A 23,704-nucleotide genomic window follows, 5' to 3' on the forward strand; every position below is an offset into this window, starting at 1 on the left:
TTGACCCTTGAGGGACGCCCTGAAATCATGGCGGATCAACCTCTCATCCTTCAAGGGTTTCGTGGGCAAATCAATGGGCCATGGAAAGCCGCAACCGTCACCCACCGCTATGAAAAACAAAGCGGATACACAACAGAAATCACACTCGAGGCACCAAACAAGGGAAAAGAAAGCAATGAGAACATTGAACATGCTAAAAACAGAAAATCCAAGAGATAATTTTGCTTCTTCTTTTCGTCAACTTCCCCATAATATTGAAGCGGAACAGGCATTACTTGGAGCAATCCTGATTAATAATAATGCACTCGATCGCGTTTCAGACTTTCTCAAAGCAGAACATTTTTTTGAAAGGCTACATCAAAAGATCTTTGAGATTGTCTTACAAATTATTCAAAATGGTCATCTTGCAAACCCCATTACAATCAAGCCCTATATCCAAATGGAAGAAAAAGTTGGAGATATTACTGTATACCAGTATGTTGTTCGCTTAGCCACAGAGGCAGTCACTATTATTAACGCTGAAGATTATGGACGCGTCATTTACGATCTTTTTATCCGACGCTCTTTGATTAATCTTGGCAATGAAGTTGCCAATACAGCCTTTGATGCGCCTGTCGAACTTACACCTTCCCAACAAATTGAAACAATTGAAAATCAATTATTTGAGTTAGCCGAAAAAGGAAAATATGGGGGTGGGTTTGAAAACTTTGATACAGCCATTGCAAAAGCACTTAACATGGCAAGCGCTGCAAAAAAGCGTTCCTCACAGCTTTCTGGGATAGCTACCCATATCAAAACCCTTGATGAAAAAATGGGAGGATTACAAGCATCTGATTTAATTATCCTTGCGGGGCGCCCTGCTATGGGGAAAACCTCTCTGGCGACCAATATTGCTTTTAATATTGCCAATGCTTGTAAGCGTGATAACAGCCAAGAAGATGAAGGGGGCATTGTTGGTTTCTTTTCACTTGAGATGTCAACAGAACAGCTTGCAACTCGTATTATCTCAGAACAAATAAAGGTTTCTTCTTCTGATATGCGTCGTGGTAATATCTCAGAAGAGCAATTTACCAACATCATTTACGCAATGCGTTCCTTACAAACAATCCCTCTTTATATTGATCAAACGGGGGGTGTCTCCCTTGCACAATTGGCCGCCCGTGCAAGGCGTCTTAAACGACAACATGGTCTAGATGTCTTGATTATCGATTATATCCAACTCATGACAAGCGGTTCAAAGCGTTCATTAGAAAATCGCGTTCAAGAAATTACAGCCATTACCACCGGATTAAAAGCACTTGCAAAAGAACTCAATATTCCCATCATTGCTCTGTCACAACTTTCACGTCAAGTTGAAAACCGAACCGATAAACGTCCACAACTCTCCGACTTACGTGAATCTGGTTCAATCGAGCAAGATGCCGACATTGTTCTGTTCGTTTATCGTGAAGAATATTATCTCAAAAATGAAGAACCAAAAGAAGGCACCTCTGAGTATAGCAAATGGCAAGAGGCAATGGAGCAAGCCAAGGGTAAAGCCGAGGTTATTATAGCAAAACAACGCCATGGTCCGACAGGAATCGTTCCCCTTGCCTTTCAACCCGACTTTACATGCTTTAGTGATTTGGAAAAATAGGAGCAGAAAAATGCGTTAAAGAGAGCTTTAAATACCCTTTGAAAAGCATTTGAAGACCCTTTAAAACTCTTTGAGAAAAAATAAATTGGTACAAAACCTAGTGTCAAAATATACAAAACCTGCTGGCAAGCTACAACCGATGACAAGCTACACTGGCTGGGGAACTTGGATTCGAACCAAGATTGACGGAGTCAGAGTCCGCTGTTCTACCATTAAACTATTCCCCAATAAGGCAATTTTACCATTTCTAGCAGATTCTATAGTGTAGGCAAGTGCAAAAAATCTTTAGATTCTCGATAATAAAGAGCGATAGGGATATCATTATAATCCCCGTAGTGGCGGTCTCAATATTTTAGCATATAGCAATAAGCGAATAAAAACATATAAATAGAGCACACCGCGAATGGAGGCATCACAAACTCTTGTTGAAATATTCTCTAATAGGTATATGCCTGTCAGGCAACAGCTACTAAATCATGGAGAATTTATGAGTAATATTCCTACTTATCCTGTTACCCCAAACCTACAGTTGGTATACGTTTCAAACATAGAGTACTCTACGGCTTTTTACAAATTCATCTTCAAGAAAGAACCTGTGTTTGCCTCGCCACGCTATGTTGCATTTGCTTCTTCGGGGGATGCTCTCTTTGCTCTCTGGTCAGGGGGCGATACGCCTGAGGAAAATGCACCTCGTTTTTCAGAAATCGGCATTATGTTGCCTACTGGAGAGGACGTAGATAAGCTATATGTGGAATGGCAAGAGCAAACCACTGTTGAGATAAATGTTTTGAAGGAACCGTATACTGATGTATTTGGACGTACCTTCCTAATCAAAGATCCAGACGGACATATTATTCGTGTTTGTCCACTGGATTAAAAAGCTTGAGATCTGATCTTTAATTGTCTGAATTATAATACCTGAATTATAATAATTGTCTGTTTCCAAAACCTATAAGCTATGCAAGCTAAGAGGCTTACTTACGACGCGTGGCTTATCCGTTCGGTGCTGTTCCACTATATTCAGCCCCACAACCTGCCTGTTTCCACAGGCGGTCTCATTGGCTTGGACATCAGTCGGCGTTATTGCATGGCCAGCGATCAGTACTTGTAAAATCATAGAAGCTATCCCTTATCGCCTTATGTGGAGTCTTTTGTTGGAATGGGAGGAATATTTTTTACAAGGAAATTGATATCTTTATGAAGTTAAAAAGGTTTTGTACATAAAAACTAATAAAGTCAATATATTAAGTGCAGTTATTTTGTATGAATCCACTTAAGAACCCATACTTTTATGCATGTTTGAATTGATCATTTTTTATATAGGATTGCCATGAATGTATAGACTATAAAAAGCAAATCATAATGCAAATATTATAATGCATGGGTGCATTCAAATGAAATGAAAAGCGGTTATCATTCATAACAGGTCATAAATTTTATGATACGTTTTTATTATAGCACAAATCACATTGTTTTAAATTTCAGTTGTTTGGAATTATCGATAACATAAATTGCATACGTTTAAGAATGGATGTGTTTTGCTCTTTATTTGAGTGTAACCTTAAAAGGAATAATCGTTTGAAACTATCATAAGCTTATAGATTGAGTTCATAAAGATTGCATAAAAGGGTTTAAAGATAAGATCGTTTTTAAAAACGCTTACTAAAAAGTTAGTAAATCATAGGCAGGCATTATATAGATACTATCATCACAATATAGAATGAAATCACAATGTTATGTCTTATGAAACCGAAAACCTTTTAATGATATAACGCAAGCAAGCGAGCAAAAAACGTTTTAAAAGTTACAGTTTAAAAATACGAAACCAAATGAGCTTTCTCAAAATTTGGGGGGCACCTATTGAAAAAAAGATGAGGCAGCAAAATTCAAAACCATTGTAACATCTAAGGCATGGGATTTTACTCAATTTTGAGTCAAAAGCTATAATGTTTAAAGATGGCTATTCTAAAGATAACGCCTCCAAAATTGGATTGGTTAATTTTGCCAACTCAAATTTGAGCTGGTTAATTTGCAAAGAAGTTACATTTGAGTGCAAAATGAAAAGATACTTATGAAAGCCTTATTGAGAAAACATTCATTTAAGATGCATTTTCTTTTGATTGGATTGATAAAGTTACCAAGCGTTTATAGATTCTATAATGCTAATGAATGATATCAAAATCATAGCTATCATTTACGTTTCTTTTGATAAGTTTTCATATTTCTAAATAGAGCACTTGCAATATGATACGTTTTGTATATATGAATTTATTACTCCATTGTGGATGATTCATTTGAATCTTATAATCAATATCTGAAAGCCGCGTCATATCATTTGGCTCGGCTTTCTTTTTTGAATTCTCTCTTTAGATAGGTTTATAGCTATTAGATAAGGCTTTCCCATAAACAGAGCCAGATATACGTGTATTACTATGGAAAGGATTTATTTGCGCGAGGATTACCAGACAATGTTGCTTTGCTTGCGCAAGAGAAAAATTCTTCTCTCTCAATGATGTGTCTCAGATCCGAAAAATATTTAGCCAATTTAATATAAAAGGGGTTGCCACATCTTATACATGTGGTTCAAAGAATCCGCACCGGCTCAAGAGCTTATCATCTCAAATTGCAATTTTTAGAGGAAGAGAAAATATGCATTAAAGGGATTTTAAATAACCCTTGAAAGTTTTGCAGATCCTTTGAAAAAAATAAATTGATGCAAAACCTGCTTTCAAATTATACAAAACCCGATGACAAGCTACAATCATTAAATACTGGCTGGGGAACTTGGATTCGAACCAAGATTGACGAAGTCAAAGTCCGCTGTTCTACCATTAAACTATTCCCCAATAAGCCAATTTTACTATCCCTAGCAGATTCTATAGTGCATGCAAGCGCAAAAAATCTTTATGATTATCGATAATAAAGAGCGATAGGGATGTCATTAATTGTTTTGATTTGAATATCGACATCATAAATGTCTTTAAGAATTTCTGGTTGCATAATTTCTTTTGGAGTCCCACAATAGGCCGCTTTCCCATTTTTCAATGCAACAATCATATCTGAGTAAGATGAGGCAAAATTAATATCGTGCATAACAATAAGAATGGTTTTTTTCAGTTCATCAGCTGTGCGGCGTAACTGCTTCATCATAGAAACTGCATGTTTCATATCCAGATTGTTTAATGGTTCATCTAAAAGAAGATAATCAGTGTCTTGGCAGATAACCATGGCTATAAAAGCGCGTTGACGCTGACCGCCAGAAAGTTCATCTAAAAAACGGTCTTTTAAATCTTGTAAGCCGAGATAGCGTAGTGCACTGTCGATAAATTGTTTATCTTCATGTGTATACCAGCCTTTTGAATAAGGATAGCGTCCGAAACTCACTAAATCGTATACGGTTAAACGAAAAGACAAAGGATTTTCTTGACGCAGAATTGAGAGTTTTTGAGCCAAAATATCGTGGGGCATTTTATCAATATCAAAGCCGTCGATATGAATTGTACCATTATGGTGTGGTAAAAGACGTCTTATGAGCATTAAAAGAGTTGACTTTCCCGAACCATTGGGGCCAATCAGAGAAATAATCCCCCCTTTTGGAAGATGAAGGCATAAATTATCGATAATCAATCGTGCTCCGTAAGCCTTGGAAAGATGATTGATCTCAATCATTTTAGTTTTCCCTTCATCAGTAACATTAAGAAAACAATTCCCCCACAAAACTCAATGATAAAACTTAAACGTCCTGCCATATGAAAAATTTGTTCTAAAATAAATTGTCCCCCCACCAGACAAATAATAGCCAATAATATTGCAATTGGAACAACAACACTGTGTTTTGCTTGAGGAGAAAGTTCATAGGAAAGGTTGGCAACTAACAGTCCAAAAAAGGTGACGGGGCCTACCAATGCGGTGGAAATGGATACGAGAATGGAAATAAAAATAAGGACAGCTGTCGCACTTTTGTGGTAATTAACGCCAAGATTGAGGGCATTTTCACGTCCTAAAGCCAAGATATCAAGAAGATGACGGGAATGCCATCCAATCAGACTCACAATGAAGACAATGATTGTGGCAAAGCCTATTAACGGTGTATTAAATTTATTAAAATTTGCAAACATAATATCGGTTAAATTCATCATTTGGTCTGGATTTAGTTGCAATTGCATAAACATCCGTAAACTGAAAAAAAATCCGCCTAAAACAACACCGATTAAAAGCGTCAAATGAAGTCCTTTTAGGCTTCCTGAAAAGAGCCAGCGAAAAAGGCTTATTGAAAAAAGGATAAGAATGAGGGCTTCAAGAACAAGCTGTCCTTCTTCATTCAAAAAGGGCAAAGAAAGAGAGCCTACAAAATACATTAGGGCAGTCTTTATTAAAATGTAAAGCTGATCAAATCCCATAATTGAAGGAGTAAGAAGACGGTTATTAACAATTGTTTGAAATAAAACCGTGGAAACGCTTATTGCATAGGCAATAAGAAGTAGAGAGGAAAGTTTTGTAAGACGAAATTTCCATGTATAAACATTGATATTCCACGTCATGTAAAGACTAATGACAGTGCATGCTATGATGATAAGTGTTGTTAGTACACATATTGTTTTTCTTCTTCTATCCAAGACGCTTTCTCCAGCGTAAAAGCAGTATCATAAAAATAAAACTACCGATTACACCCATTATGGTGCTGATGGGAATTTCAAGAGAGGGATGAATGATTCGTCCTAAAAGATCACAAATCAAGACCAATCCTGCACCGCTGATGGCCACCCAAGGAGCGGTATAGCGCATATTATCTCCCATGAAACTTGAAACAATATTTGGAATAATCAATCCAACAAAAGGAATACGGCCAATGGTACACACAACAACAGCAGTGATTGAGGCGACAATAAAAAGACCAAAAAACATGACAACACGATAATTCAATCCAAGGTTATTGGTTAAATCTTCTCCCAAACTTGCAACCGTAAAGCGATCAGCAGTACAATAGGCCAGAATACAAAGGGGAAGAGATAGCCATAAGAGTTCATATTTTCCTTCAAGAACCATCGAAAAACTGCCAAATAAGTAAGCTTGAAGAGAAGGAAGTAACATTTCATAATCTGCAATGGCATTGGTTAAAGAGCCAATAATATAGCTTAGCATAATCCCTGTAAGGGGTACAATGAGAGCAGATTTTAGAGGAATGCGTTGCAATAAAAACATAAAAAGTAAAGTGCCTGCCATGGCAAAGATTGTCGCAACGACCATTTTTCCTAAAACAGGAACATCGGGCAAAAAAATCATAATAAAAAGAATGCCAAGGGAAGCAGATTCAACGGTTCCGACGGTTGATGGCTCGACAAAGCGATTGCGTGTTAATAGTTGCATAATCATACCTGAAAGTGCAAGTGCTGCGCCTACTAAAAGGATTGCAATGGTACGAGGAAGACGCGTTTGCCAAAAAATAAGCCACGCATGGGGATCGGCTGCGAAAAGGTTAGAAGGTGTGACATCAGAATAACCAACAAAAATGCTGAGGATAGACAGGAAAATTAGAAGTGTTATGGTTATCCAGTAATTCTTCACGTTAAATCATTTTCTAACAAAATTTAATAAAAAAACAAAGGTTATTTTATAAACAACCTCTGCTTTTAAATTTTATTTATATAGCAAGCAAGCTCTTTCGTGGGCTTATTTGCTCTTTGTAAAGGCTTCATTGATCTGCTGTGCGGTTTCAATGAGCGCCGTTAAACCACCATTTGCACGATACCAACTCCAAGAGTCCAAATAAATAATTTGGTTTTGTTTGCTTGCTGTTGTGCGGTGAACAAGCTCATTGTTGAGCAATTGTGCTGCGGATTGTCCTTCCCGTCCAATGGCTGCATCGCGATCAATCACTAACAACCAATCAGGATTGGTTTCAAGAATGAATTCAGGAGAAATGAGTTGTCCATGTTTTTGCACGGTAAGTTTATCGGTTGCAGGGGCAATTCCAAAAGCGGAGTGAAAAATATCGAAACGTGATTTTGGTCCGAAAGCACTGATTTTTCCACCAGAGGTCATGAGTATGAGCCCGGTGCCTTTTCCTTGGGTATTTTTACGGACTTCAGCAAAAGCTTCATTGATTTTTGCAATTTCCTTTTCTGCTTCTTGTGTTTTACCAAAAATTTTTCCAAGGATAGACACATTTCGTTTTATATCTTCAAGAGAATTTTCGTTTTCTACGGTTAGATCAATTGTTGGGGCTATTTTGGATAAGTCTTTATATTTTGCTTGAGTTCTGGAGGAAATAATAATCAAATCGGGTTGAAGAGTGGCAATTTTTTCATAATCTGGCTCAAAAACGGTTCCAATTCTTTCATATTTTGCATCGTCAAATTGTTGCAGATAGGAAGGTTTTTTTCCTTCAGGAAGGCCGATAACTGCTTGGATACCAAGGCGATTCATATTATCTAGCGAGGCAAGATCAAACACAACAACCTTTTGCGGAGAAGTGGGAACAGAAGTCGTTCCTGAAACATGATCAATCGTTACATTTGTCTGGGTACTGGTATTTGCAATACTCGTATGAGTCCACAAAATCGTTGCAAAACTAATTGCAACCAGTAAAACAGAAGTCATCCATTTCATATATTTTATCATCGTGATTTTATCCTTTTATCTAATATTACAAAGGTTTGCGCACTTAAAAACTTAACTTTGGTATTTTTATGCACAAAATGAAGCGTAAATAAATAACACTATGTTGTAAAGTTGACTTACATATGTTACAAATCGTTCACTTACCTCATTTTCACTTAATTCTAGTGTTTTTGCAACATTATTTAGAAAGTTTGACATATGATCAATGTATTTAAAAAGCGTACACGTTTGTACGCACTGACAACAAGTGCTTTCTTCTTTTTACAAGGTGTAGATGTTTCTATGGGGAATGGTTGGTTCTCATCATACCTTCCTTCAGTTTCATTGCCATCATTATCATCATTTACCTCTTTAATTGGAGGATCGAGCACAGGGGCTATAACACCACCCGGAGGAGTGGGGGGGTCTGAAAGAGCAGAACCTAGAGTCGATAATGCTGTTAATAGTGGTCCTGCTCAGCCTCAGCCTCAGCCTCAGCCTCAGGCTCAGGCTCAGGCTCAGATTGTGCCTGTTTTAAATCATATTCGACCTATTAGTGCTTGTCATTCTAGAAAGAATAATGTTTTTGTTCCTGGCATGATACGGAATGTTGCAGGTAGTAGTGTTCGTGTTGCGAGTGGTGCAGGTGCAGTACCTGGTGTTGCGAGTGGTGCAGGTGCAGTGCTAGGTATTTTGGGTGATATTCCAGATGGTGTGGGTGGTGTGCCAGGGCTCCCAGGTTCAGGCGTTTTATCTACTGGGATAGGAACAGTAGCAAATGTGCCGCAAGCAGGTGTACCAGCTGGCTTTGGTGGCTCATTAGCTCTTGTACAAGATACTTTATTATCAGGTAATATAGCAGGAGGAGGATTAAACACTGTAAGTCAACAAAGACCAAAGACTATATTAGGTGTTTCGAGTGGGGCAGATACAACGAACCTGCCTGCTATTCCAGGTGTTGGTCCCGGTACTATGCCAAATGATGCTTTGAGTGATATGCCAGGTGTTCCAGGTACAGGCGGTGTAACTACTAGGAGAGCAAGAGCAACAAGAGCAGAAAATGTGGAAGCAAAAGAAGCAAAAACAGCAATAGCAAGTGGGAAGAAAGCACGTGCGGGGCGTGCAGGTGTGCCAAGTGGAGTAGGTGGAGAGTTAGTTAGATTACTAGATGTTCCAAGAAATGTGGATGTTTGGCGATTATTTAATATTCCGCGAAAAGATAGTTTAAGCGAAACATATTTTCCAGTGGGGGAAGAGGCGCTAAGAGTACAAAAAGCGAGTGCAGATGGTCTTGTTGGTATGCCAGGTATATCGAGTCCTGTATTGAATTCTTTACCACCCGATACATCAGGTGCTATGGTGCCTGGTGTGAGTGTATCTATACCAGTTGGTGATGGTGTTGGGGCTCTAGAAATTATAGATTCTGTGGAGGCAGGTAAAGGATTGGCTGATTTACTCAATGGTGATCAGCGAATATATGGATCTATTTCCTGTGATCAGTCCGGAGTATATACTCTAATAGGGGGGGCTATTATAGCGGATCAAGGTGAGAGCGCTGTAAATGTGGAATCTCCTCTTGATGATGGGAAAGTAGTTGTTAATTTGGACGAAGTATCCATTGAAAGTATGAATATTGGGAAAGAACTTTCTGAAAGTTTATCTGCAGTGGGTATACAGGATTATAAAGTAGGTATAGAGAACATAGATAGTTTATATACTCATGATCCGCTTTATGTTGGTGTATATGTCGGAGATTCTGCTTCACATATGAATGCAGAGGTTAATTTGAAAAACTCAAATATTCAGGGTTTTTTTATTGGGCTTCGGACTGAAGAGACTGGAAAGATCACGATGGTGGGGGGAGGAATCAGAGATGCGTATATAGGTGCTCTTGCTAGTGATAATGGGTGGATTGTTTTAGAGAATGTAGATATTAATGTTAAAAGAATCGGTTTAGTTAGTTTGGGTCCATCCGTTATCGAGATGAGGTCTGGAGCAATTACCGTGAAAGAGGGTGGAATAGGAGTTATCTCTACAAAAGAGGGGACTGTTCTACTAGACGGGACGGTTATCAATGTTGCTGAGGAACCAAAAACTACAGAAGTTGGTACTTCGGAGACGAATATAGGTTTATTGTCACTTGGAGGTACTATTTCCTTTAAAAATGGAAAACTTAGAGCTCCTAATACTGTTGCATTGTTGGTAAGTGATAGCTTTAAGAATAATATCTCTGTAGCTTCTAATAGAGTAGGAGCGGAGAGTGAGGATGGCGATGATACGCAACAGGGTTCTAAGGCTGATAGTGATTCTTTCATTGGTGAGGTCATCTCTATTGAAACTAGAGATGGCGCTGTCCTTAATAATATTAGTTCCACGTATTTTGAGGCTTTATTCCCTATAGAGAATTTTTTAGGAAGCGGTGCAGATTCTAGAAGTACTAGTGCACCATCTGGAGCTGGCGCTGGAGATTCTGCAGTGGTGGCGTCTAAACCAGATCCAAACTCTAGGGTTGTCAACTTAATAGTTTCTGATATTCAAAATTCAACCGTTAAAGTGGAAGGTAAGTCTTATGGTGTATTTTTTGGTGATATACCTTCGAATGTGAGGAGAAAAAATGATCAAACGAGAGTGAGACAAGAAAGTGGTCAAAATGTAGGTCAAAATCTGGGAGAGGGCGGAATAAAAGATGATGGAGATAGTTTACGTGCAGTTCTTTTGAAAAATACGGTTTTCAGAGTTCCTGATGGTGTGGTCATTTATGGTAACAGTTTGGATGGGTACGTCGTTGTAAAAGATGACTCAACTCTTTCGGGTGATTTAGTGTTGAAAGCTGAAGAGGGGTCGCATTTGTCGGTTTTTGTTGAAGACTCTGTCGTCATGGGGGGAGCTCACGTTGATAAAAAATCTCAAGCTAGGCTTTTTCTATCTGGGGGATCAGAGTGGTATTTAACAAAGAAACTGCATAATAGTTTGGAAAATTCAAATACGGGTTGTGTAGATTCATGTCTTTCGTCTATGAATCTTGTAGATAGTAATGTTAGATTTTTTACTTCTTTGAAAAATGAAAATACATCTAATAAAGATATTGAGTATCGAACTCTTCGCATAGGAAATGGGAATGGAACAGTTTATAGTGCTGCTTCTGCCGCTTCTGGTGCTTCTGCCGCTTCTGGTGCTCCTGCCGCTTCTGGTGTTACAATTTACTTCAATGCAAATTTGATGCCTAGCAATACAGAAAATTCTCAAATATCTGACAGATTGTTGATTCATGGTGATGTTTCTGGAAAAACAATGGTAGTTGTGAATGATACTTCTGATGGTATATCACAAAGTCAGGATACACCTCATAGCATTTCAATTATTCAGGTTTTTGGAAATGCAGAGAGGGATTCTTTTAAGCTGAAAGGTGATTATATTACACGAGAAGGGTTACCTTATAAGTATGTTCTTCGTGCTTATGGTCCAACTATTCCTCCGAAAATGCAGTATTTTGATAAGACATTACTTAAAAATAGTAGAAGTGTTTGGGATTTTCGTTTAGAAAATGAATATTTTATACCTCTCGTTTCTGCTTATACTGCTACTGCTAATTTTCAACCTATTTTTAAGGCTAAGCCACTTGTTGCAGTTGCTTCTACTGATGCTTCTACTGAAACTGCAATAAATACTAATGCTGACACTGGTGCTGGTGAAGTAAATAGTGAATCCATAACTCCTCCTGTATCTGGGGAATCTGCATCTGTAGTCTCTGTTCAAGGCAATTCACTTTTGAGATCTGAAACATCTGACGAATTTTATGAAGATGATGATGACGAAGATTTTACGGAATCTGAAACATCTGAGGCTGTAGTGCATACTTTTTTACCTGTTACTCCATCTTCGTCATCTGTTACTCCTTCTTTATCCAGAAATTTGGCACCTTTAGTACCTCCAAGAGTTAATTTAAGTGGGAGGTCTGATACGGGTAGAGGGCCTGTAATATCTGCCGATGAAATTTTTGTAACACCTGGGGATCATATTGTATCTAAGAGGCCATCACCTATAAAATCAGCTGCTGCTATGAAGGCTGCTATGAAGGCTTCTGCTCCTGTGGTTTCTGAGATAGCTGTTATATCTTCTAAAGGAGATTCTGCTACGCAGCCTTCTACTCCTGTGGTTTCTGAGATATCTGCTATATCTTCTAAAGTAGCTTCTGCTACGCAGCCTTCTACGTCTGTGGTTTCTGAGATACCTGTTATATCTTCCAATGGAGCTTCTGCTATGCAGCCTTCTACTTCTGTGGTTTCTGAGATAGCTGTCATATCTTCTAATGGAGCTTCTGCTACGCAGCCTTCTACGTCTGTGGTTTCTGAGATACCTGTTATATCTTCCAATGGAGCTTCTGCTATGCAGCCTTCTACTTCTGTGGTTTCTGAGATAGCTGTCATATCTTCTAATGCAGCTTCTGCTATGAATGCTTCTGCTCCTATGGTTTCTGAGACATCTGCTGTATCTTCTAGAGCTGTTGGGCGTGTTCTTATGCTTGGTGATCATGCTGGTAATGGAGATGTTTCTTCTAAGGAAACGGTTTCTTCTACATGTGGTGCTATACAGAATAATGGTGGAGAGGATTTGCGAACTCCTTATTTATGCAGTGATGGCCAAACACGTACAGTGGCAAACGTTACATTGAAGGTAAGTGATAAAACTCAACATCCTATGCATGCAAAAAATCAGGATACGGTTATTAAGTTAGAGGGAGCCACAATTAGTGGTGCGGATTTTTCTGATAGCAAAAATAATGTTGATTTTAATGAAATATATGCCGTGAGTGCTGTGCTTGCAGAAGAGGGGGCGGAAGTTGTTTTGGATAATAAATCAACAATTACCTCTTCTGTGATTGGGCTTGAAGCCCAAAATGGCGGGAAGGTTAAGATGAATAATGGAACAGTTAATGCTTATTATGTGGGCGCTTTGGCGAGTTCTGGATCATCTGTTAATTTAAAGGATACAAAAATTAACGTAACGGGGGATTTAGCTGTGGCTGGTCTGGCGAGTCAGGCTGGTGAGGTAACTATGGACTCTGGAACGATTATGCTGACAAATGGAGTGGCTGTGAGATCAGAAGCTAGGGGACGTGTAAGATTAAACAAAGTTAATATTACTGCGAAAAAGGAAGCAGGAAAATCGAATTCTACAGAGAAATTTGGACGTGCAGCTTTTCTGGTGAGTGATAATGCTTCTGTTGATTTTAAGAACGGAAATGTTGTTACTGATGCTCATGCTTTGTGGATTATAAAGTCTGGTGATAATGTGGTTGAGACGGGTTCTTCTAGGAGAAGGAGATCCTCTGACGTTCGTCCTACTATGAATCACGTAAATATCGAGTCTTCTACTGTTAAAGTGGAAGGTGACGGAGTCTACGGTATATATTTTGATGGGGGAACACAGAAGGAAGCGAGTCAACAAAATCGAAGTCAGGATTTAACAACTGAGAAAACAAATGTTGTTAAGCGGAGTACTGTGTCCAAACAGGAAAAAACGCCTATAGGCATAACAGGGACAGTTTCGTTGAAAAAAACTGATTTTGAAGTTGCAAATGGTATAGCTATCTATGGTAATAATTCTGGTGGTCGTGTTTCATTAGAAAATAAAACAACTCTTGCTGGTGACTTGTTATTAAAAGCTGAGAATGATTCGAACATATTGGTTTCAGTTGATAATTCTATTGTTACAGGCGGTGTTCGCGTTGATAAAAATTCTTATGCAAAATTAGACTTGGTTAATAATTCACAGTGGATTCTAAAAAGAAGTGCACAGAGGAATTTGGGGACTCTAGATTCAGGATGTGCGGATTCATGCATTTCTTCTGTAAGTCTTGTAAATAGTGCTATTGATTTTGCACCTTCGGAATCTGAAGGAAAATATCAGACTCTCCATATTGGAAATGGGAAAGGAACTGTTTATGCGGCACAGGGTAATGCTGTAATTCATCTCAATGCACGTTTAAATCCTCGTGATCCGAGTGATCAGCAAGTCACTGATCGGCTTGTCATTCATGGTGATGTTTCTGGAAAAACAAAAATACATGTACGAGGTGATGCGGGCAATGTAGGAGATGGTAAAGCGAATGCCAAGATTGCTCATACTGTTTCAATTATTCAGGTCTATGGTCAAGCGAAGAAAGACTCTTTCCAACTCGATGGCAATTATGTTGCACTGAGAAACTCACCTTACAAATACACCCTTCGTGCTTATGCTCCAGAAGCGACTTCGAAACAGGAGCATGTTCAGCAGAAATTTGTTAAGGATGGTGGAGAATTTTGGAACTTCCGTCTAGAAAATCAGTATGTTAAGTCTGTTGGATCTGCTGCCCTTCCTGCACAATTTGTAAGGTCTGTTGTTCCACAGGTTCCAACTTATCTCAGCTTGCCTAATAGTGTATTCCACGCTGGTTTGATGGATATTAGCAATCAAAATAAGCAATTGGAGACGTTGCGGATGACTTCTACAGGAATGGTAGAGGTTCGTGAAAATCCTGCTTTATACTTGCGCGGCTATGGTGGAAGTTACCGTTATGCTTCAGATCTGTCCGCACTTGAATATGGTTACGGAGGTGATCTTAGTTATAATGGTGTAGAGGCAGGTGTTTTGCTGCAAACTATTGAAAATGCTGACAGTGCTATATCCTTTGGCGTTATGGGAACTTATGGAAAACTTTCTCTGCAGCCTGTGAATGTTGAGTACAGTCAGAAGAGTGCATTTGATAAATGGACTGCTACGGTATATGGTAGCATGCAGCATAATGTTGGCTTCTATGTCGACGGTCTTTTATCCTATGGTCTGTTCAAAGGTGATGTTCTCACCCTTGCACGGGGTAAAACAGCAACATTAAAAGGTAATCCTTTGAGTGTTTCTTTAGCTGGTGGTCAGACAATTATGACAGGATATAAGGGCTTTGTCTTTGATCCGCAGGTTCAGGTTGTGTATCAACATCTCCAGTTTAATAAAGCCCGTGATATCGACAATTTTGATATTGAAATGGGTAACCTTAATCAGTGGGTAGCACGTGTTGGTGGACGCTTAACCAAGATTCCTACAGGTTCTGAAGGCGTGAATGCTATTGCTTTCTATGGTAAGCTTTATCTTGCTCATGGTTTTGAAGGAAAACAGTCTGTGCATTTCAATGATGCTTTCAAGTTAGGAGCTTTTGGTTCCTCTATAGAGGCTGGATTAGGTTTTAATGCCAAATTGTTGCCACAGTTCTCTCTGCATGCTGATATTCTCTATCAACATAAGCTTAATAAGGCTGGTTTTTCGGGAACAAGTTTTTCCGGAGGAGTACGTTATCAGTTTTAATATAAGGTACACTGTGTACCTTATTAGAAAAGGCAGCACATTGTGCTGCCTTTTTTCTTTGTAACAACTTGTGTTGTCTTTAAAAGATTTTCGTCTTCTTGATTGAGCAAAAAAACATAGTTTTTTTGTGTATGAGAGCACTTTTCTCCGCTAAAGCGAATTTTCTTAAAATTTATGCTGCTACTGATGCGATAGAGTGCTTCGCTTTTATCGGCTTTTTAAGCGTTCAGCAGACTGGTATGCGTTACGTTATCCTTTTTAGTACTGTATTGATATTATCTAATATAATATTTGATGTTTTCTAAAGCTCGTTTTTGAGAGTTTGTTTTTTACGGATTTAAATCATTGTTTCATTCATCTCCTTGTGGATTAATTTTTAAAGTTCACAAGGCTAGATTGTGTTTTTAATTAATTACACGCACTGGTTTCATTTTTTCTTTACACGAAATACAGAATGCATTATACACTTATAAATTGTGTTTTGTTGTTATTCTCTTATAGATGGTTTTTAGCGTAGAGCTTTTGCCAAATTTATTGGGATAATTCATTGCACAGTTCAAATAAGCATGAGGCATGTTCTTTTGTTACACTTTTCGTATTTTTGAGGTGTGCAAGGGGGTGTTTTGTAAGTGCTTTTGTTTTTAATGAGAGGGGAAGGAAAGTTTCGAGGGAACTATGATTAAAGTTTTTAGAAATCATGTATGTTTATGTGCTTGTACAACAGCTATCCTCTCTTTGCTTCAAAATGGAAGAGAAGTGTATGCGGCTGCAGAGGGGAAGGATAGTAATCGTTATGTTATAAAGGTTATCCCAGTTGTCTCTGCTAATTCTTCTCCTCAGCTTAGCGGGAGTAATAAGCATAAGCTTCCTCTTAGTGGAGAGAGTGGGGATAATTATTACCCTTCTAATATGATTAATGTTGGCAATAACGATGAGGGTATTCGTGGAGGAAATGACTATCGTAAGCTGAGTGGATTGGCTGGGGACACCAAACATCAGAAAAATGTAGATAACTCTGTTAAAGATGCAGACTCTGATGGAAGAGGAGTGAATCCTAGTTTTTATTACTATAGTGGGTTGTATTATGTATGTGATAATTGCGGGATAGATCCTAAAATTGATAATAAATCTTATACAATTACGAGTGCAAATGTTTCCAACTACCCTGCTAATCCCACTGCTATAACGGTGAAGGGAATAGGGACCAGAGTTTATGGAGAGAATGTAACTGTTAGCAGTGAAGTTTCTGATAAATCTTTTTTGCGTGGTGTGGCTGTATCAGATGACGGAAAGATTGTTTTGAAAAAACCGACGCTTCAAAATACAAAGTTAGCTCTTTTCGCTCATAATGGGATAATTGAGATAAAGCAGGGGATTATAGAGGACAGTGATAGGGCTGTTGAAGCTGTGGGGAATTCATTGGTTATTTTAGAGGGTGCAAAAGTTAATACGCGTGATGGGAAGGCAAGTCTTTCCAGTTATAGCGGGGCAGATATTTGGGTGGAAGGTGGGGAGGTTAACTTTACCAACAGTCATGGGATTTCTGCGATGTTGGGAGGGACGGTGATTCTCGATGGTGTCACTCTTACTGGAAAGGGCCACAAAGATAAAAATGATGCGGCTTTTTTAATGGATGAAGGGGGACGTGTTGAGTTTACAGGGGGGACTATTAAGGTTGAGGGTGCACATGGTATATTATTAGAAAATCCCGTCAAGCTTTTTAGTGTTGTACCAGAACGATCTGAAACAGAAGCTGAAACTGAAGATGAAGCTGAAGATGAAGCTGAAGATTTATCGAATAACTTTTATGTGACCGAGGCTAATTTTAAGTCTTCTTCTGTTACCGTAAAGGGTGAGGGATCTTATGGTATCTATTTTCAGGGAGAAAAGCCATGGAGCGAAGATGGGGATAAAAAAGAGGAGATTTCATTAGAGGAAGAAAAAGCTCCACCACGATTGGAAGTTGTTAATTTGGATACAACAGAGTTTTCTGTTGAAGACGATACGGCTCTTTATGGCAGCAATGTTATTTCTGGTGCGGTGAGTTTGATGAAAAGCACTCTTCGTTCAGGGAATTTTTTATTAAAAGCTGAGAAAGGGGCATCTGTGATCGTTTTGGCTGATGCTTCTACGCTTGAAGGTCGCACACACGTTGATAAAGACTCTAATGCCGAACTTTATTTGGGAGGTCGTTCTACATGGATTTTACAACAACCGCTGCAAAAAGATCAACATGCGGCTGCACATGATTCTTCTATTTCACTCGTTAGTCTTATGGGTGATAGCTCTATTCATTTTAAAAGACCAGAATCTCCTTCTATTGATGATTATCAAACTCTTCGTATTGGAAAGGGAAAGGGTGAAGTTTATAGAGTACGGGATGGTGCCTCTATTTCCCTTAATACATATCTGAATAGTGGTGGTGCTCTTAATCATCAAAAGACGGATCGTGTTTTAATTCATGGTGATGTTTCGGGAAAAACAAAGCTCCAAGTGCATGGAGTTGCAGGAAGTCCAGGAGGATATACGGGAAAGGGGGGGAATGCTGAAGGTATTTCAGTCATTCAGGTTTCTGGACAAGCAAAGCAAGATTCTTTTCAGTTGGAAGGTGGTTATGTAGCCTTAAACGAATTACCTTATCAGTATAAGCTTTATAGTTATGGTCCAGAATCTGAGTTTGGAAAAGCAAGTATGGATCAGAGATTAGTTGAAGGTAACGGGGAATTTTGGGATTTTCGCCTTGAAAGTAGGTCTATAGATTCTGATGTTCAACCTAAACCAGATCCTTCTCCTAAGCCAATTCCGGGACCAGAACCTTCTCCAGAACCAGCTCCGGAGCCTCATCCTCGTCCTAAGCCGGGCGTTAAGGCTGTTGTTCCGCAGGTTCCGACTTATCTCCTTTTGCCTAATGCCTTACGTCATATTGGTTTGATGAATGTTAACAATCAAAATAAGCGGTTAGAAGCTTTGCGAATTACTTCTGGGGGCTTATTAGAAAGTCGTGAAAATCCTCTCTTTTTTGTGAGCGGTTATGGCGGCAATCATCGTTATACTTCAAATCTTTCCACGCTTGAATATGGTTATGGCGGCGAGTTTGATTATAATGCACTAGAGGCAGGTGTTTTGCTGAAAGCAATCGAAAATATGTATGGTTCCACTTCTTTTGGAGTTATCGGGGCTTACGAGAGATTTTCTTTGCAACCTTTGAATGTTGAGCAGAGTCAAAAAAGTACATTTGATAAATGGTCAGTTACGGCATATGGTGGTATGCAGCATGATGCAGGTTTTTACGTTGATGGTCTTGTGTCTTACGGCTTGTTTAAAGGTGATGTTCTAACAACTGCACGTGGCAAGACGGCAACATTAAAGGGTTTCCCTTTAAGTGCTTCATTGACTGCTGGTAAAACGTTTATGGTGGGGGAAGACGGTTTTGTTTTTGATCCGCAAGTTCAGGTTGTTTATCAATATCTTCAATTTAATAAGGTGCGTGATGTGGATGGCTTTGATATTGATTTAGGAAAGCTTCATCAGTGGGTAGGGCGTGTTGGAGGGCGTTTAACAAAGAGGCTGGTTGCTACTGATGAGGCTCAGGTTGTTTCTTTCTATGGCAAGCTTCATCTTGCTCATGGTTTTGAAGGAAAACAATTTGTGCATTTTAAAGATGCTTTCCAGCTAGGTGCTTTTGGTTCTTCATTAGAAACAGGATTAGGTTTTAATGCCCAATTGTCTCAAAAATTTGCGCTTTACGGCGATTTGGTTTATCAGCACAAACTAACGAAGGCTGGTTTTTCTGGAACGAGTTTTTCAGGTGGATTGCGTTATCATTTCTAGTGTTGTTCCTGTTTTTGATTAATCTTTCAAAAAGCCACAAGTTGTACTTGTGGCTTTTCTCATTATCTATTCATCTTGTGTTATAGCATTTTTACGAGAGTATGACTTTGCATATCTTTAATATGCTTTTAGGTTGGACTTCTTTCATTTTTTTGAAAAGTCTGAAGAGTTTGTACGTTATTGTTTCAAAACGCGTATTTCAGAGTGATTATTATATTATTTATAATATTTTGATTTATAAAGATATTTTTAATTTAGGGTGCTGAAATATTTTCAAGGATTTTATGATGAATCCATAAAAAGCATTCCTTTGTCTATTATATGTAAAATTGGCAGGTGGATAATCATTTAAGAAAGGAGTCAATATAATTTGGGGAATTATATTAAGAGGAGAGGATTTACAATATTAGAAATTAGCAAAGACAAAGATGCTACTCAGGCACAATGAGGGCTGTATCCGATGAACTTGATATTATATCCGCTGTCGTTGTGAAATGGGGATGGAAAAAATGAGAGATATCTGAGAAAATTGGTGAATGAGAAACATAATGACGTATTGTTTTTTGAAAGTGTGTTTTCTTTAAATGCATAAATAAAAAGATGAAGTCATGTGTCATCTTCACTTTTTAAAATATGGCTCTGAATGTTTTTGAATATTGTAAAGTTGAATTAAAAGGAAAAGGTAAAATCGGAACTGATTTTTACACGTTCCTACTTTTTATTAGACTGTCTTACCATGAAGATTGCCTAAAAGGCATATGTGAACTCTTGTTTCTCAATTTTGGCATATGTTTTGTCTGCTTACAGAGTGTACACTGTTTCAATATAATATTATCGTAAGGATGTTGATTATATCCGTTTTGGCGGTGATTAGACGGCAGTTAAAGTAGGTGTTCTTAATGCATGTCAACTGACTAAGGGTGTTTTTGACTAACAACGTTAAAGGTGATTTTTCTGTCGTTCTTCAGTTATATTTTTGCAAATTCTTTGTAAAAGCGACAGATTTAGATTGTATTTTCGAGTAATTTTTCTATTCCATATTTACATAAAACACAAAAAATATTAATAAACTCACGATATTAAAACCTAAACGTATTAAATATTTTTCTTTTGGTTAAGTTTTTTGATACGTTATGTATAGATCTTAGTAAGAAGAGGGGGGATTATGGTGGAATTATGGTCAATCTATTTAAAAATCGCTTCTCCTTATGTACTTTTACAACGGCACTTCTTTTTTTGACACACAATGTTGGTGTTTTTGCACGCAATGCTGAATCTCAGGTTATCTCTGGAAAAAAGCAGTCTTCATGTGATCAGAATGCAGCATTTTATCAGTGTTCTGATGGTGGAGCGCACGAAATTAATAATAAAGTTTATTCGTTAATGGATAAAAATGTTAATGGTGTTCATGGAGCCATGGAGGCGTCTAAGGAAGGTACAATTATTCGTGGCAAGAATATAACTGTTAAGGGTATTTTGGATGAAAAGAATAACTCGGAAAACAATTTTTGGAAATATGGAGTAAAGGTATCAGAAGAAGCGGGCGTCTTTCTGAGCGATTCCACGTTGAGTGGGGTTTTAGTGGGGGTGGAAGCTCAAGGTGGATTCATCGTAATGTCTGGTGGATCAATTGATGCAATCAAAGTGGGGGCTTTTGCTGGAGGAAAATCTCAAAGTGGTGTTGATTTAACGAATACGCAAATTAGCCTAGGGAGAGTTGGGGTTAAAGCAGAAGAAAAAGGATATCTTATTTTAGAGGGTGTCTCTATTACCGGCAAGGGGAGTACCGGCAAGGATGATCAAGGGCTGGATGCAGGTCGTCAGGCAGCTTTTCATATATCTGAAGATGGTTATGTTCAGTTTATGAAAGGTTCTGTTGATGTTACTGATGCTCATGGGCTTTTATTGCAGGGAGATAAAGCTCCTCAGATTAATATTGGAGATTCCAATATTACAGTGAAAGGTAATGCATTTTATGGTATACACTTTGAAGGTGTGGCAGCATCAGAAGGTTCGTCAGAGGGAAAATCATTGCGCGTTGATTTGAAAAAGACGCGTTTTGTCGTTCCAGATAGTATAGCTGTTTATAGCAGTCAATCTGGAAAATCTAAAATATTTTTAAAGGAAACAAAGCTTTTTGGGGATTTGTTGCTGAAGGCTGATCGTAACTCTTCTATAGAGGTTGTTGCTGATGCTTCTGCACTTGTCGGTCAAACTCAGGTTGATAACAGTTCTAAAGTCGACCTTATCTTGGGAAATAATTCACAGTGGGCTTTATTGCAACCAAGACAGAAAAAATTACAAGATCCTAATTATAGAGGTGTTTCGTTTATTTCATCGGTACACCTTTCTAATAGTTCCATTACTTTTGAAAAACCAAAGTCCAGTACTAATCATGCATATCAAACGCTTTATATTGGAAAAGGAACAGGTATTGTTTATCAGGCTTTTGGTGATGCTTGGATTCATTTGAATGCACGTTTAAATCCTAGTGATACAAGTGATCATCAAGTAACGGATCGGCTTCTCATTCATGGTGACGTTAAGGGAAGAACTATAGTCCATATACAAGGGGTTGCGGGAGGTTTAGAAGAAAAAAACGAAAAAGCGCATAGTGTTTCAATTATTCAAGTTTATGGAGATGCATCGTATGACTCTTTTCAACTGAATGGGCAGTATGTTGCATTAAATGGCGCGCCTTATAAATATGTTCTTCGTTCTTATGGCCCAAGTGTTACTAGAGGGGAGGAGCATGTTAAACAGAGATTTGCTTTGAACGGAGGAGCATTTTGGAATTTTCGTTTAGAAAATGAATATGTTCAAACTGCTGATTATAGAGAAACTCCTATGGTTTCTCAACGTACACCTCCTGCACGTGCTTCTGTTGAGGATATTATTCCCGAATCTTCTGGTGATGTTGTTCCAGCGTCTTCTACAGATAGTCTTTCTGAAATTGAAAATGTTTCTCCGTCTCAACGAGGTGTAAGATCTGTTGTTCCTCAGGTGCCAACTTATCTACTTTTGCCGAATAGTTTGTTCCACGCTGGTTTGATAGATATCAGCAATCAAAACAAGCAGTTGGAGATAGTACGGACTAATCTTAGTGGAATGTTGCAAATTCATGAAAATTCTGCTTCATTTTTGCGTGGCTATGGTGGAAGTTATCGTTATGCCTCAGATTTATCTGCGCTTGAATATGGTTATGGGGGAGATCTAGGGTACTATGCACTAGAGACAGGTGTTTTGCTACAAACTGTTGAAAATGTTGACAGTGTTATATCCTTTGGGGTGATGGGGTCTTATGGAAAGCTTTCTCTACAACCTCGAGATGTTGCACAAAGCCAAAAAAGTACATTTGATAAATGGACTGCTACAGTTTATGGAAGTATGCAGCATGATGTAGGATTCTATGTTGATGGTTTGTTATCTTATGGTCTGTTTAAGGGAGATGTTCTGACAACTGCGCGGGGTAAAACGGCAACATTGAAGGGTAACCCTTTAAGTGTTTCCTTGATGAGTGGTCAGAAAATTGCCACAGGATATGAAGGTGTTGTTTTTGATCCACAGGTTCAGGTTGTTTATCAGCATCTTCAATTTAATGAGGCCCGCGATATTGATAATTTTAATATTGAGATGGATAAACTTGATCAATTGATGGTGCGTATGGGTGGTCGCTTGATAAAGACTCTTACTGCGTCTGAAAAAGATCGTGATGTTTCTTTTTATGGAAAGATTCATTTTGCCCATGATTTTGGAAAAGAAAGGTCTGTGCGCTTTAAAGATTCTTTCCAGTTAGGGGCTTTTGGTTCTTCTCTAGAGGCTGGATTAGGTCTTAATGCTCGCTTGTCTCAAAAATTTGCGCTTCATGGTGATTTGGTTTATCAGCATAAGTTGAGTAAAGGTGGTTTTTCTGGAATCAGTTTTTCTGGTGGATTGCGCTATCGTTTTTAGGATGATCATCTTGAGGTAAGTTGTTTAAAAAACCACAAGCATAGCTTGTGGTTTTTTATTATTTGTTTGCAACTTTTTAAATAAGTTTTTTAAAAAAATGTTTTTTTTGCATGAGCAAGTTTGTTTCTTTTTAGAAACGAGATAAGGCTTTCTGGTTTGCAGTTTTTGCTTCTTATGCTGTTTTTCTTCTTTGAGTTTATTTTTATTAAATTCTCTTGAAATCACTGCTTTGGGGTGGAATTTTTATTTCTATCTATATTTTTACGCGTTTTTATAAATAATACAATTTTAAATTGTGATATTTTGGGATTCTGGCTTTACATAAAACATAGGGCGGATATATAAAAC

At 38.3% G+C, this 23,704-nt stretch carries 10 protein-coding genes, 2 tRNA genes and 1 pseudogene; 7 read left to right on the top strand and 6 right to left on the bottom strand.

Annotated features, from left to right (window positions below; all coding sequences use genetic code 11):
- Window positions 1-219 (top strand): annotated as a pseudogene (locus ACFINK_RS08155) (late control protein); the annotation flags it as partial.
- The gene (locus ACFINK_RS08160; protein WP_375638710.1) at window positions 176-1,636 is read left to right on the top strand and encodes a replicative DNA helicase; all 1,461 of its coding nucleotides are present in this window, start codon (window positions 176-178) and stop codon (window positions 1,634-1,636) included. The pseudogene ACFINK_RS08155 and the gene ACFINK_RS08160, both read left to right, overlap by 44 nt.
- Window positions 1,637-1,789: 153 nt before the next feature.
- Here the strand turns inward: ACFINK_RS08160 and ACFINK_RS08165 are convergent.
- A tRNA-Gln gene (locus ACFINK_RS08165) sits at window positions 1,790-1,863 on the bottom strand.
- 260 nt (window positions 1,864-2,123) lie between these two features.
- Between ACFINK_RS08165 and ACFINK_RS08170 the strand changes: the two genes are divergently transcribed.
- Both ACFINK_RS08170 and ACFINK_RS08175 read left to right on the top strand, forming a co-directional pair.
- A complete protein-coding gene (locus ACFINK_RS08170) occupies window positions 2,124-2,513 on the top strand; it encodes a VOC family protein (protein WP_375615996.1) in 390 nt (129 codons plus the stop codon).
- A gap of 181 nt (window positions 2,514-2,694) precedes the next feature.
- Complete coding sequence (locus tag ACFINK_RS08175) at window positions 2,695-2,826, top strand: hypothetical protein (RefSeq protein WP_375612406.1); 132 nt, start codon at window positions 2,695-2,697, stop codon at window positions 2,824-2,826.
- A 1,582-nt stretch (window positions 2,827-4,408) separates the two neighbouring features.
- On the opposite strand, the gene ACFINK_RS08180 is transcribed toward ACFINK_RS08175, so the two are convergent.
- From ACFINK_RS08180 to ACFINK_RS08200, 5 genes are all read right to left on the bottom strand, one after another.
- Window positions 4,409-4,482: transfer RNA gene (locus tag ACFINK_RS08180), tRNA-Gln, on the bottom strand.
- Between the two features lie 64 nt (window positions 4,483-4,546).
- Window positions 4,547-5,305, bottom strand: a complete 759-nt coding sequence (locus tag ACFINK_RS08185; RefSeq protein ID WP_375623948.1) for an iron ABC transporter ATP-binding protein — start codon at window positions 5,303-5,305, stop codon at window positions 4,547-4,549.
- Window positions 5,302-6,252 (bottom strand): iron chelate uptake ABC transporter family permease subunit, encoded by a 951-nt coding sequence (locus ACFINK_RS08190; RefSeq protein ID WP_375681051.1) that lies wholly within the window; start codon window positions 6,250-6,252, stop codon window positions 5,302-5,304. Before ACFINK_RS08190 ends, ACFINK_RS08185 begins: the two co-directional genes overlap by 4 nt.
- Window positions 6,245-7,201 (bottom strand): ABC transporter permease, encoded by a 957-nt coding sequence (locus ACFINK_RS08195; protein ID WP_375638714.1) that lies wholly within the window; start codon window positions 7,199-7,201, stop codon window positions 6,245-6,247. The genes ACFINK_RS08190 and ACFINK_RS08195 overlap by 8 nt, the downstream gene beginning before the upstream one ends.
- A gap of 105 nt (window positions 7,202-7,306) precedes the next feature.
- Complete coding sequence (locus ACFINK_RS08200) at window positions 7,307-8,257, bottom strand: siderophore ABC transporter substrate-binding protein (RefSeq protein ID WP_375613669.1); 951 nt, start codon at window positions 8,255-8,257, stop codon at window positions 7,307-7,309.
- Window positions 8,258-8,455: 198 nt separating this feature from the next.
- On the opposite strand from ACFINK_RS08200, the gene ACFINK_RS08205 reads away from it, so the two are divergent.
- From ACFINK_RS08205 to ACFINK_RS08215, 3 genes are all read left to right on the top strand, one after another.
- Window positions 8,456-15,574 carry an autotransporter family protein gene (locus ACFINK_RS08205; protein ID WP_375638716.1) on the top strand — a complete coding sequence of 2,373 codons (7,119 nt, stop codon included), beginning with the start codon at window positions 8,456-8,458 and terminating at the stop codon, window positions 15,572-15,574.
- Between the two features lie 675 nt (window positions 15,575-16,249).
- On the top strand, window positions 16,250-19,405 hold the full coding sequence (locus tag ACFINK_RS08210; RefSeq protein ID WP_375638718.1) for an autotransporter outer membrane beta-barrel domain-containing protein: 3,156 nt from the start codon (window positions 16,250-16,252) through the stop codon (window positions 19,403-19,405).
- Window positions 19,406-20,581: 1,176 nt separating this feature from the next.
- The gene (locus ACFINK_RS08215) at window positions 20,582-23,356 is read left to right on the top strand and encodes an autotransporter outer membrane beta-barrel domain-containing protein (protein WP_375621644.1); all 2,775 of its coding nucleotides are present in this window, start codon (window positions 20,582-20,584) and stop codon (window positions 23,354-23,356) included.
- Window positions 23,357-23,704: the final 348 nt, after the last annotated feature.

The organism is Bartonella sp. AA16NXGY (assembly GCF_042197325.1).
In the GTDB taxonomy this organism is placed as follows: Bacteria; Pseudomonadota; Alphaproteobacteria; order Rhizobiales; family Rhizobiaceae; genus Bartonella.

Bases quoted from the DNA above. Each gene is read 5' to 3' on its own strand.
- ACFINK_RS08185 (WP_375623948.1), bottom strand. From the start codon at position 5,305: ATGATTGAGATCAATCATCTTTCCAAGGCTTACGGAGCACGATTGATT.
- ACFINK_RS08160 (WP_375638710.1), top strand. From the start codon at position 176: ATGAGAACATTGAACATGCTAAAAACAGAAAATCCAAGAGATAATTTT.
- ACFINK_RS08170 (WP_375615996.1), top strand. From the start codon at position 2,124: ATGAGTAATATTCCTACTTATCCTGTTACCCCAAACCTACAGTTGGTA.
- ACFINK_RS08210 (WP_375638718.1), top strand. From the start codon at position 16,250: ATGATTAAAGTTTTTAGAAATCATGTATGTTTATGTGCTTGTACAACA.
- ACFINK_RS08215 (WP_375621644.1), top strand. From the start codon at position 20,582: ATGGTCAATCTATTTAAAAATCGCTTCTCCTTATGTACTTTTACAACG.
- ACFINK_RS08200 (WP_375613669.1), bottom strand. From the start codon at position 8,257: ATGATAAAATATATGAAATGGATGACTTCTGTTTTACTGGTTGCAATT.
- ACFINK_RS08205 (WP_375638716.1), top strand. From the start codon at position 8,456: ATGATCAATGTATTTAAAAAGCGTACACGTTTGTACGCACTGACAACA.